We start from the raw sequence: 12,480 nt of genomic DNA on the forward strand, positions 1-12,480 counted from the left end.
CCGGTATCACCACGAATTACTCGGACCAAAGAAATCTCCGCTAAAGATCCAAAACGTTTACGTTCTTCAAACTACTGTATATTAAGAATCATTCGTACTTTAAATTTTAAATTGTTGTAATTGGATATTTAGCTCTTCAGCCATACTAGCGAGTTGATTTGCACTCCTTGAAATTTCCTCCATAGTAGCGGCAGTTTCCTCTACAGTTGCTGTTGTTTGTTCTACACCAGCTGCAGACTCTTGAGAAATAGAAGCCATTTCATCAACAGAGACATTGATAGACTCGGAATTTTGAGCAACTTTATTTAAATTTCCTGAAATGTTATTTATGTTAAGAATCATTTCTTCAACGGCTTCCGAAATTTGGTCAAATGTTTCATTTGTTTGATTTATTTGGGCGGTTCCTCTTTTTACTTCCTCATAGCCGGATTGCAGAGCGCTTGTTACATTGTCAGTTTCACCTTGAATACGGTTGACGATTGTTGAAATATCAGTGACAGAGAATTGTACTTGTTCTGCAAGTTTACGAACTTCATCGGCTACAACTGCAAAACCTTTACCATGTTCTCCTGCACGAGCTGCTTCGATGGCAGCGTTTAAGGCAAGTAAATTTGTTTGATTTGAAATATCATCAATAACAGAAACTAGCTTGGAAATTTCAGCAGACTGCACATTTAAGCCTTCAACTTTTTTAACTGAATCTAACACAATCTCATTAATAGTTGCCATTTGTTGTGTTGATTGTATCATTAAGTCTTTGCCTGTTGTTGTTAGTTCTTGAACATGACTTGAATGTTCTTTTAATTCAATGCCTTCCTGTGTTGTTTCATGAATACTACGCTGGAATGAAGCCATTGTTTCGGCTAAATCACCTGCTGTAGAGGCTTGTGTTTCTGTGCCAGAGGCTAGCTCCTGCATAGTCACGGTAATTTGTTCTGTACCTGATTGTACCTCATTAGCTGATTGGGCCAGCTCTTCGCTACTAGCTGCTACTGTTTCAGAAACAGTATGGATTGAGCTAATCGTTTGCTTCAATTTTTCATTCATTTCATTGGTGGAAAGCATTAATTGGCCAATCTCATCATGATGAGTTATTGGGAGTAGTTCATGTTGCAAATTGCCATCCGCTAATTCGCTCATGCGCTTTGAGACAATTGTAATGGGCTTAGAAATATTTCTAGCAGTGACGATGGCGATTAGGACACCTACGATTGCCAATACTATGCTAACAATCAGTCCACCTGTTTTATTGTTTAAACTAGTTGATACTACGTCATCTCCCACCTTAGTAATGGAATCTGAACGTTTATCGGCCAATTTTTCATATCCATCAAGAGCTTCGGTTACGAGATTATTCATAGCTGTTAAATTTTTTAATGCTAAATTTCTATCACCTTTTTTATAAACATCGAATACTTCGGCATTTACGCGATTGCTCCATGTACGTGCCATTTCTACTAGCGCCGCACGCTCAGGCGTATTTTCGTATTTCTCTACAATACTAACATTTTCCTCAGCAATTTGACGATACTCATTAAAAAGTTCTATGTATTTTTCTTCACCAGATACAACATAACTTAAAGCTGCAGAAAGACGAACACTCAGAGACATTGCTAAGTTCTTACTTGCAGTTAAGACTTGTAAATCTTCTTTTACTAAATCTTCTGCTTGTTCTTCCATCTTATTATTAGAAATATAAGTATAGGTTGTAAAACAAACAACTAATACTAACAAAAGAAGAAATGCACTTAATATACGAGCTTTAAGTGTTTTAAACTGAAAAATACCTTTCATCTTTTCCCATCCCTTTTATTGTTCATTTTCGTGAAACTGTAAAAAAATAGAAATAATAATTGTTATAGTACAAATATATTTTATAACTAATTAGATATATACATAAGCCCTTTTAATGGAAAAATTTAAAAATGGTTTTTTAGTACAATAACAAATCCTGTTATGAATGATAGATAGTTAAATATATACGTCTAAATTGAAATTCTGTTGTTTTTTTAATGCCTTTATGTATTTATACCTAACTGATGAGCTTCTATAAAGTTCCTCTTAATTATCCATATTTAAGTTTGAATGGTGTAATTGTTCCGGAAAACAATGCGGTTATAGGGGGGATAGGGTGTGAACAAATGGTTCAAAATAATAGGTTTCGTGATATTTGTGAGCTTTATTGGTAATACTTCAGCAAATGCGGCTTTTTCTACGTCACTTTTTGTCAACGGTCAAGCTGAGTATGAATTTATTACGGTTGAAGGACGAACAATGGTTAAATTAAGGTCTCTGAGCGACCCGTCATGGCCTGTGCTCGCTTATGATCCTAAGACCGGTGTCGTCACGATTCAAAATAAAGATAAGAGTAAGAAAGTGCAGCTTGTGGCGGGAAGAAAAACAGCAACAGTTAATGGGAAGGCGGTAAAATTAGAAACTGCAGTAGTAAACAAAAACGGTACCATTTATGTGCCGATTCGTTTCATTAGCGAGACACTTGGTGGTTATGTCTATTACAATAACAAAGATAAACGGGTTATTGTCCGTACACCTGCGGGTCAGGAAGAATACGAGACACTGATACACGGGGATCTTACGAAGGCGCGTCATACTGCACTTGGACTAGAAAAACTCACAGAGGAAGCGCCACCTCTTCATGCTGGAGAGGGTATAATTACTTCTATTACACTTTTCCAGAAGGAGAAGCATTGCGTTTCACGCTAAATCTCGCCGGCTATAGCGATGCTTATTATGAAGTTAATAATGAAGGTCTGGCAGTCATTAAATGGCAGAAGGATGATGTTGCTAAACGAGAGTGGGGAGCGAAACCAACCTTTAAAAGCTATGTTTATTTCTTGGACGAGTATATGCATGGCTTATTCACTTATGGAATTGTAGACGCTCAGGGCAAAGATACGGAGCTGGGAAAATTCAGCCAAGAAAATTGCAACAACAACGATTGCAACAAACTAGTTCTAAAAATTGAAGGGGAGAAACGGACAGATCAGAGAGATTAGCGACTGAGCTTGGCTAAACATAGAAGCAGATATGTAGCAAAAAAGAAGGATGGATAAAGTAAATTTTATCCACCTTCTTTTTTGTGTATTAACATTTATTTACTGTTTTGCTTTGCTTTTTTTGCTTGTCGTTCCCATTGTAGTAATGATGGGTATGGATCAAACGCCCATTCTGTACGTCCATTGAACTTATATATACCATAGTGAAGATGAGGTGGAAATTTTCCTGACGTTCCTTCTTTACCATAACCAGAACTACCAACATAACCGAGAACAGTCCCAGGCTCGACAAAGTCGCCTACTTTAATTTTCTTATTATAACTACCAAGATGGGCATAATAATGGTATGAGTTATGATTATCTCGAATTCCTATACGCCAACCACCAAATTGGTTCCAGCCCTTTATTTCCACTACTCCATAAGATGTAGAAAGTACTGGAGTACCATAACTAGCGAAAATATCTGTTCCTTCATGAATACGGCGTCCACCCCAGCCCCTATTGTCACCCCATGTACTTCGATAGCTGTAATCGTAATTGGTAGGGACTGGGAATGTATGATCGTCGAGCTCAGTTGTTTTGAAATGACTATACATGTTGGAAATGGTGAAGATTTGATTTACGGCCTGTTCACTACCGTAATACTCCCATAAAGCTAATTTAAAGTCTTCATCTGTTGTTCCAAATTTACTTAAAAATGTAGCCATGGAAAAAATGGTATCGGCGTCATCCTTAGGGCTTGCAACGCCGTCGTTATTACCATCTAATCCCATACCGCCGAAGTAACTAATTGTTTCTGGGCGAGTATCATCTCGTACAGGATTTAAAGCACCTGACCAATATTCATCAGAAAATTGAATGGCAACGATACCATCTCGTTTCGGAATATCTTTACGAACTGATTGTAAATTTCGTTCATATTGGTCAATGGCTGCTAAGAAATGCCATGGGATAAGTAATTCGTCAAATTGTACGTAATAGGCCATACGTTGCTGCACAATTTCTTCTTGGGTGGGTTCTTCTTTTGCTAAAGCAACAGTGGGGAAAGTAAAGCTCCATGAAAGTATCCATGATAAAAGGAAAATAAAATGCCGATTCAATAATGGACCTCCTTTCTAACGTTAGAATAACCGAATTTTTTATCTTCATTCAGCACTTTTTGTGGGAAAACAAAGCGGTAGAATTGAGCAGTTTTTATAAAAAAACATCAGATATAACGAATAATGTTATCCTGTTGCTGCCGTTTCGCTTTCGCACAAAAAACATCTGCCGCTGTCGCTGCGCTTTCGCGCAAAAGACATCTGCAGCCCAAGCGGCTCATTGGACGCCACCAGCCGGAACGGAAATCAAACATTTTATGGAGATGAGCCATAAATTATTTTATTTTGCGTTTAAACTTCAGTTATTTAGAGGAAAAAATTATGGGCAATAAGAAGAAACTTTGACAAAGAAAAAGTATTGGGTATCATAATGCCATTTCCTTCATACTATGTTATAAATCAAGCCCTGAATGGAGGGAAGGCTATCAACATTTTAGATAAAGTGAAAAGCTATCGCGAAGAAGAAAATCGGCTGAAGTGGGAAGGTACATTTGCAGATTACTTAAACATCATCAAGGAAAGACCTGAAGTAGCTCAAACAGCCCATTCACGCGTCTACAATATGATAAAAAGTGCTGGTGTAGAGGAACGCGATGGGCAAAAAATGTATGAATTTTTTGGGCAAGAAATTTTTGGGCTTGAAACAGCAATTGAAAGACTGGTGGAGGAATATTTCCATCCAGCAGCACGAAGATTGGATGTTAGAAAACGTATTTTGTTATTAATGGGACCAGTAAGTGGTGGTAAATCAACAATAGTAACCTTGTTGAAACGTGGACTCGAGCAATTTTCGAGAACAGATGAAGGTGCAGTTTTCGCAATTAAGGGATGTCCAATGCATGAGGATCCTTTACATTTAATTCCACATCATTTGCGTAATGATTTTTATGAGGAATATGGTATACGAATTGAAGGAAGCTTATCGCCTTTAAATACGATGCGTCTTGAAAAAGAGTACGATGGACGTATTGAGAATGTGATGATTGAACGTATTAGTTTTTCAGAAGACAAACGTGTGGGCATAGGTACATTTACGCCTTCAGATCCAAAATCACAGGATATTGCAGATTTAACAGGTAGTATTGATTTTTCAACAATCGGAGAATTTGGTTCAGAATCCGACCCTCGTGCTTATCGTTTTGACGGTGAGCTTAATAAGGCAAACAGAGGTATGATGGAGTTCCAAGAAATGTTAAAGCTTGATGAAAAATTCTTATGGAATTTACTATCTTTAACACAGGAAGGTAATTTTAAAGCAGGGCGATTTGCATTGATTAGTGCAGATGAGTTAATTGTTGCGCATACAAACGAAACAGAGTATCGTTCATTTATTTCAAATAAAAAGAATGAGGCGCTACATTCACGTATTATTGTCATGCCGATTCCTTATAACTTAAAAGTTAGTCAGGAAGAATTGATTTACAAAAAAATGATTAAAGAAAGCGATATGGCACATGTTCATATTGCGCCACATGCATTGAAGGCCGCAGCAATCTTTTCGGTTCTAACAAGATTGGAAGTTCCGAAAAAACAAGGTGTGGATCTTATTAAAAAAATGCGACTGTACGACGGAGAAAATGTGGAGGGATTTAATTCCGTTGACTTAGAGGAGCTTAAAAAAGAGTTTCCAAACGAAGGCATGAACGGTATTGATCCGCGATATATTATTAATCGTATTTCTTCTGCTATTATCCGAAAAGAGGTACCATCTATTAATGCGTTAGATGTTCTGCGTGCACTAAAGGATGGGCTTGACCAGCATGCTTCTATTTCTCAGGAAGATCGAGAAAAATATATGAATTATATTGCAGTTGCTCGAAGAGAGTATGATGAAATTGCCAAAAATGAAGTGCAAAAAGCATTCGTTTATTCGTATGAAGAGTCTGCAAAAACATTGATGAATAATTACCTCGATAATGTAGAGGCGTTTTGTAATAAAAATAAAATTCTCGATCCATTAACTGGTGAGGAAATGAATCCTGATGAAAAATTAATGCGCTCTATAGAGGAACAAATAGGCATTTCGGAAAATGCAAAAAAAGCATTCCGTGAGGAGATATTAATTCGTATTTCTGCTTATGCTCGAAAAGGTAAGCGTTTTGATTATAATTCTCATGAAAGATTACGAGAAGCGATACAGAAGAAACTATTTGCGGATCTTAAGGATGTCGTAAAAATTACAACATCCTCAAAAATGCCGGATGAATCACAGCTGAAGAAGATTAATGAGGTTGTAGCAAGACTTGTTGATGAGCATGGCTATAATACAACATCTGCTAATGAATTATTGCAGTATGTAGGTAGTCTGTTAAATCGTTAGTGGCTTTGACCTATTCAGTGGAAACTATAAAACTATTGATAGGAATGAATAGGAGTGTCCCATTTTAGGGCACTCCTTTTATCTTCATTTTAACTTCTTTCAGCAAATCTGTAGCGAAAGCAAAGCGTCACAAATTTTTTATGTAACGTAAGTGAAACAGCAGGTACAATTATTTTCTTTATCGAAAGCGTAGCGGCAGGTACAGAAGACTCCCACCTCTATAGGTGGTGAGATAAATACGGTTTTAATGTTAGTTCAAGAAAGCGAATCACTAGCATAGTATAGAAAAAGCGAATTTGATAGATGGGTGAGGATAAAAATGACTGAAAACGAAAATAAACGTTTTGCCATTTCTCAGGAAAATTGGTCCCTCCATCGTAAAGGGCACCAGGACCAGCAACGGCATATGGAAAAAGTAAAAGATGCTATTAAGAATAATTTACCCGATTTAGTTAGTGAAGAAAGTATTGTCATGTCCAATGGTCGCGAGGTAATTAAAATACCTATACGTTCACTTGATGAATATAAAATTCGATATAACTATGATAACTCCAAGCATGTTGGGCAAGGTCAAGGAGACAGTAATGTTGGTGATGTGGTTGCACGTGATGCAAGCAGAGGCAATCCGGCTAATGGTAAAGGGAAAGAAGCTGGCGACAAGCCAGGTCAGGATTATTATGAAGCTGAAGTAAGCATTGAAGAGGTTCAAAATGTGTTATTTAACGAGCTTGAGCTACCAAACCTACAGGAGAAAGAAAAGGCGGATATTAAGACGGAAAAAATTGAGTTTAACGATATTCGTAAAAAAGGTTTAATGGGAAATGTCGATAAAAAGCGCACAATCCTAAATGCGTTAAAGCGTAATGCTATGAAAGGAAAACCAGAAATTACGCCAATTCATAATGATGATCTGCGTTTTAAAACGTGGGATGAAGTTGAAAAACCTGAATCGAAGGCAGTGGTCCTTGCCATGATGGATACAAGTGGCTCGATGGGTTCCTTCGAAAAATATTGTGCACGGAGCTTCTTCTTTTGGATGACAAAATTTTTACGTTCCAAGTATGAAAAGGTGGAAATTGAGTTTATTGCGCATCATACCGAGGCAAAAGTAGTGACAGAAGAGGAGTTTTTCACGAAGGGAGAAAGCGGTGGAACAATTTGTTCATCTGCTTATATAAAGGCATTGGAACTAATTCGGGAAAAGTATAATCCCTCTCGCTATAATATTTATCCCGTACATTTTTCAGATGGTGAAAATATATCAATGGATAATGAAAAGTGCTTAAAGCTAGTGGGAGAGTTAATGGATGTATCGAGCATGTTTGGCTATGGTGAAGTCAATCAACATAACCGCTTTTCTACACTTATGTACACATATAAAAAAATAGATGACCCTAAGTTTAGATATCATATTTTGAGAAAAAAAGGCGATGTTTACGATGCTTTAAAGAGCTTTTTCAAAAAAAGTGAATCTTAAATCATGTTCCAAGGAGGGGACGGAAAAGTGGAGATGAACGAGCTTGAACGAGCGATTGATGAAATTACAGAAATTGCCTCTAGTTTTGGCTTAGATTTCTTTCCAATGCGCTATGAAATTTGTCCGGCAGATATTATTTATACATTTGGCGCATATGGTATGCCTACTCGATTTTCACATTGGAGCTTCGGTAAACAGTTTCACAAAATGAAGCTCCAATATGATTTAGGGCTAAGTCAAATCTACGAGCTAGTAATTAACTCAAACCCATGTTATGCATTTTTACTTGATACAAATACGTTAACACAAAATAAATTGATTATTGCGCATGTATTGGCGCACTGCGATTTCTTTAAAAATAATGTACGTTTCTCCAATACTAGAAGAGATATGGTGGAGAGTATGACTGCAACAGCTGAAAGGATAGCTGGCTATGAAAGAGAATATGGGAAGGAAGAGGTCGAACAGTTTTTAGATGCGGTTTTAGCGATTCAGGAGCATATCGATCCTTCCCTTTTACGACCAAAATTGTCTTGGAATTCGGAGGATGAATTTGAAGAGGATATTCCTCAATCAAAATCACCGTATGATGATCTATGGCGTTTAGACGATAAGGAAAAAGAATATAAATCGGTAAGGAGAAAAATAAAGCAATTCCCGCCACAGCCAGAAAAAGATTTATTGCTATTTTTAGAGGAGCATAGTCGAGAGCTCGAGGACTGGCAGCGAGATATATTAACGATGATGCGTGAGGAAATGCTTTATTTTTGGCCGCAATTAGAGACAAAAATTATGAATGAGGGCTGGGCTTCCTTTTGGCATCAACGCATCATGCGTGAGCTTAAGCTAACGACAGCAGAAACAATTGAGTATGCGAAATTAAATGCAGGTGTTGTGCAGCCTTCAAAAACATCCATTAATCCTTATTACCTTGGTGTGAAAATATTTGAGGATATTGAAGAGCGCTTTAATCATCCAACGGAAGAGATGAGAAAGCTAGGTGTACAACCGAACTCTGGACGGGAGAAAATGTTTGAGGTTAGAGAGATAGAGTCGGATATATCCTTTATCCGTAACTATTTGACGAAGGATTTAGCAAAACGAGAAGATCTTTATTTGTTCCAGAAAAAGGGCAATGAATACCGTATTACTGATAAGGAGCATGAAATGGTACGAGATCAGCTCGTATCGATGCGTGTAAACGGGGGATTCCCGTATATTTTTGTGAAAAATGGAGATTACCTTCGTAACGGAGAGCTCTATTTAGTGCATGGCTATGAGGGAATGGAGCTCGATCCACACTACTTAGAAAATGTTTTGCCATATATTTATCAGCTATGGGGTCGTCCTGTTCATCTAGAAACATATGTGGATGGAAAGCCAATGCTTTATTCTTATGATGGTACGAAAAATTATAAGCGCAATGTTTGAGGTGTAATTCCTTTGTGGATATTTAAACAAAAACTTCTATCTGTTGGTATGAAATATTCCTGCAGATAGAAGTTTTTTACAGTCCCTAATAAAGGTTCATCGCCATCATGTGGAGTTGATTTCCGTTCCTTACTAGGCGCCCGCTTACCTAGGCCGTCCGATGAGCCCAATAAACTTTATTCGTTATTATTTTCAATCGAAGATGAATGGATAGCGCTGTCGATTACTCTGCTGTCTTTTACTTTTATTCCTCGTTGTCCGCCACTTCATCATTATTGTCGCCAGCAATACCACTTCTGTCGTTTATGGCATTTTGACCGCCTCGGTTGGCATTAGTACCTACATCCTTATTGATTTGTCCTCCACCTTCAGCCCTTTGATTAAGATGGATTTCTTTATTGCCAATATTAATAGTAAGATTGATGGTAATATGATTTTTAGATGAATCCTTTGAATGTTCATTATCAGGCATAATTTTCACCTCCTTCATTTTAGCATTACTCTTAAGTTATTAATCTTTCTCAAGCATACTTGTTTATGTAGCCCTAAGTTGTATAAATAATGTGAGAGGATGGAGGCTGAAAAACTGTTCCTTATCGTAAAATTTGTTAAAATGAATAGGATTTGAATATAAGAAGAACTGGAACGGTGAATCAACGTTGAGAACATTTAAAAAGGTTTATATAGAAATAACAAGTGTCTGTAATTTAGCATGTAGCTTTTGTCCTCCAACTGCTCGTGCAAAGGGACTTATTAAAGTAGAACAATTTAATAAAATATTGGATGAAATACGTCCTCATACGAAATATATTTATTTGCATGTAAAAGGAGAGCCACTTTTACACCCACGTATTGATCAGCTACTTGACGCAGCACATGAGAAAGGTTTTAAAGTTAACATTACAACGAACGGTACACTGATTAAAAAGAATCGTGAAAAGATATTAGGGAAACCAGCCTTACGCCAAATCAATTTTTCTTTGCATAGTTTCGACGGTCATGAGGGATCGGAAAATCGTGAGAAATATTTAGAGGATATATTAGATTTTGTGCGAGCTTCGAGAGACTATAGTACGATTATTTCGTATCGTTTATGGAATTTACAAAAGGATCATGTTACAGATATTGCGGCACGGAGAAATCGTGAAACGCTCGAAATTTTAGAAAATGAATATAATCTTGATTATCGTATCGAAGAAAAAGTGCAGCCCGGTAAAGGTGTAAAGATTGCTAATAATATTTATTTAAATCAAGATCATGAATTCAAGTGGCCAAGCTTACTGGAGCCGGAGGATGAAGGCAAAGGTTTTTGCCATGCACTACGAAGCCAAGCTGCTATTTTAGTGGATGGTACAGTAGTACCGTGCTGTCTTGATGGTGAGGGCGTTATTAATTTGGGGAATGTGAACGAGAAATCTTTCACAGACATTGTTCAAGGAGAACGTGCAAATAATATTGTCGACGGATTTTCACGTAGAGAAGCAGTCGAAGAGCTATGCAGAAAATGCGGCTATCGTCAAAAGTTTGGAATGTAATAGAAAGATCCATTTGGTTTTAGGCTAAATGGATTTTTTATATGGTCGAAGCAATAGCATGCCACCATGCTAAAACGGGTTCATCACCAAAAGTTATGGATGACATTTGTTATAACGGATACCATGTGTAGGTGGATATTAGCCGCATTAAAGCAGTGTATCAAGAATTTTCGAAAAATAGATTGTAGCTAGTCGTCAAAACAGCTCCAACGTCATTGACCATTGGAGCTGTTTTTCTTTGATTGTGAATCAATAGTATCTAAAAAATCCTTCGTAATGCGTACTACGTATTTCACTTCGTCTAAATTGCGCTCCCTCAAAACTGAACGATGTATGTCAAGCACAAGGTTCTTTTCTTCAATATCAGTAACACCAGATAATTTTTGAAAATTAAAAAGCTCTTCAGGGGCAATATCTAGCGCTTTCATCAGCGTTTCTAAAGTGCTTAATGTGATATTAGATTGCCCGTGTTCAATATTTGAGATTCGTCCTTTACTAAAACCTAGTTTCCCCGTCTTTTCTGCTACTTCTTCCTGACTAAGCCCCTTGGAAACCCTAATAATTCGGAGTTGTTCGCCTACTAGCTTTAAAAAGTCTGACATATGATTCACCTCTAAGTAAAAAGCTAGTGAAAAACATTAAAAATGCCTATACCATTATAGTGGTATAATAGAGATAATGTTACATTAAAATGGTACAATGGTTAGTAGTGAGTGTTTATTGAGAGAAAAACGGTGTTGATGATTCTTCAGTAGCTTGTTTTAGAGTACAGCTAATTCTATTTAAGGATTGGAGGATTCAAGCATGGTAAAGCGTTATCGATTAGATGAAGTTGCTAAAATAGAAGAGGGGAAAATAGTACCGAAGAAAAAGTATTTTACAAACGTCGGAGTACCCCTAATTACAGCAGATAATTTAAAAAAGTTAATGCTAAATGGTGATATTGAACAATTACCAAAAGTTAATATTACATTTAATAAACATTTTAAGTGTGTACCAGTACCAGCTAAAACCATTATTCTTACTAAAGCTAATTTGAAGGAAACAAATAAATACATATATCAATGCGAAACTGAAATATGTATTGCAAATGATATGGTCGCTATTATTCCAAATGAAACAATTATTTTAAGTGATTATTTATTACACTTTCTTAGATGGTATCAAATTAATAAAGAATGGCATCATTTGTACCAAATATCCATAGATATTCCGATGTTAACTATCCAACACAAAATGGTACAAATTTTAAATACGATTCAGCTTTTATTAAAAAATAAAGAGTCTTTAATGACAGCAGTAGAGGGGCCACCGCAGCATATTGAGAATTTTTCGACGCAATTAGAAAATCACTCAAAAAGTTTACATCAGGGCTTTAATCAGGCTCAGCATCTTTACAATGTTATGCAATATAAAATTTTTAAGGGTGAGCTTAAATAAAATGTTATCCTCGCTGGAGTCAGGGAAAATGAATTAGTCGGTGTAAAGGCAAAAACCCCTCACACCGACTTTTATCAATTATGCCTCGGCATAATTCCATGACATCCGCCGGAGGCTTTATGCTAAATTCGCTATCGCTACAGAAAACATTTGTAGCTGA

Annotated in this window: 11 protein-coding genes; 7 read left to right on the plus strand and 4 right to left on the minus strand. The window is 36.9% G+C overall.

All coding sequences use genetic code 11. The features are described from left to right. Positions 1-99 precede the first annotated feature (99 nt). Positions 100-1,794 carry a methyl-accepting chemotaxis protein gene (locus tag JNUCC51_RS14780; protein ID WP_337988683.1) on the minus strand — a complete coding sequence of 565 codons (1,695 nt, stop codon included), beginning with the start codon at positions 1,792-1,794 and terminating at the stop codon, positions 100-102. 339 nt (positions 1,795-2,133) lie between these two features. Here JNUCC51_RS14780 and JNUCC51_RS14785 point away from each other — a divergent pair, with 339 nt between their 5' ends. Beyond that, positions 2,134-2,724 carry a copper amine oxidase N-terminal domain-containing protein gene (locus JNUCC51_RS14785; protein WP_337988684.1) on the plus strand — a complete coding sequence of 197 codons (591 nt, stop codon included), beginning with the start codon at positions 2,134-2,136 and terminating at the stop codon, positions 2,722-2,724. Next, entirely contained in the window at positions 2,709-3,017 is a 309-nt protein-coding gene (locus JNUCC51_RS14790; protein WP_337988685.1) for a hypothetical protein, read from the plus strand. Before JNUCC51_RS14785 ends, JNUCC51_RS14790 begins: the two co-directional genes overlap by 16 nt. 95 nt (positions 3,018-3,112) lie before the next feature. On the opposite strand, the gene JNUCC51_RS14795 is transcribed toward JNUCC51_RS14790, so the two are convergent. Beyond that, entirely contained in the window at positions 3,113-4,117 is a 1,005-nt protein-coding gene (locus tag JNUCC51_RS14795; protein WP_337988686.1) for a M23 family metallopeptidase, read from the minus strand. A 424-nt stretch (positions 4,118-4,541) separates the two neighbouring features. On the opposite strand from JNUCC51_RS14795, the gene JNUCC51_RS14800 reads away from it, so the two are divergent. The 3 genes from JNUCC51_RS14800 (at position 4,542) to JNUCC51_RS14810 (ending at position 9,345) form a co-directional block, all read left to right on the plus strand. After that, positions 4,542-6,437: a PrkA family serine protein kinase gene (locus JNUCC51_RS14800; RefSeq protein WP_443137003.1), complete on the plus strand. Its 1,896-nt coding sequence runs from the start codon at positions 4,542-4,544 to the stop codon at positions 6,435-6,437. Positions 6,438-6,756: 319 nt separating this feature from the next. Next, entirely contained in the window at positions 6,757-7,914 is a 1,158-nt protein-coding gene (gene yhbH, locus JNUCC51_RS14805) for a sporulation protein YhbH (RefSeq protein WP_337988688.1), read from the plus strand. A 33-nt stretch (positions 7,915-7,947) separates the two neighbouring features. Further along, positions 7,948-9,345 carry a SpoVR family protein gene (locus JNUCC51_RS14810; RefSeq protein WP_443137004.1) on the plus strand — a complete coding sequence of 466 codons (1,398 nt, stop codon included), beginning with the start codon at positions 7,948-7,950 and terminating at the stop codon, positions 9,343-9,345. A 244-nt stretch (positions 9,346-9,589) separates the two neighbouring features. On the opposite strand, the gene JNUCC51_RS14815 is transcribed toward JNUCC51_RS14810, so the two are convergent. Continuing rightward, positions 9,590-9,817 carry a hypothetical protein gene (locus tag JNUCC51_RS14815; protein WP_337988690.1) on the minus strand — a complete coding sequence of 76 codons (228 nt, stop codon included), beginning with the start codon at positions 9,815-9,817 and terminating at the stop codon, positions 9,590-9,592. A gap of 187 nt (positions 9,818-10,004) precedes the next feature. On the opposite strand from JNUCC51_RS14815, the gene JNUCC51_RS14820 reads away from it, so the two are divergent. Next, positions 10,005-10,880 (plus strand): radical SAM/SPASM domain-containing protein, encoded by an 876-nt coding sequence (locus tag JNUCC51_RS14820; RefSeq protein WP_337988691.1) that lies wholly within the window; start codon positions 10,005-10,007, stop codon positions 10,878-10,880. Between the two features lie 212 nt (positions 10,881-11,092). Here the strand turns inward: JNUCC51_RS14820 and JNUCC51_RS14825 are convergent, their stop codons facing one another. Beyond that, a complete protein-coding gene (locus JNUCC51_RS14825; protein ID WP_049668815.1) occupies positions 11,093-11,482 on the minus strand; it encodes a helix-turn-helix domain-containing protein in 390 nt (129 codons plus the stop codon). A gap of 202 nt (positions 11,483-11,684) precedes the next feature. Between JNUCC51_RS14825 and JNUCC51_RS14830 the strand changes: the two genes are divergently transcribed. Beyond that, positions 11,685-12,320 carry a restriction endonuclease subunit S gene (locus JNUCC51_RS14830; protein WP_337988692.1) on the plus strand — a complete coding sequence of 212 codons (636 nt, stop codon included), beginning with the start codon at positions 11,685-11,687 and terminating at the stop codon, positions 12,318-12,320. The last annotated feature ends 160 nt before the right edge of the window (positions 12,321-12,480 follow it).

This window comes from Lysinibacillus sp. JNUCC 51, assembly GCF_015999525.1.
GTDB classification, from domain to species: domain Bacteria; phylum Bacillota; class Bacilli; order Bacillales_A; family Planococcaceae; genus Lysinibacillus; species Lysinibacillus xylanilyticus.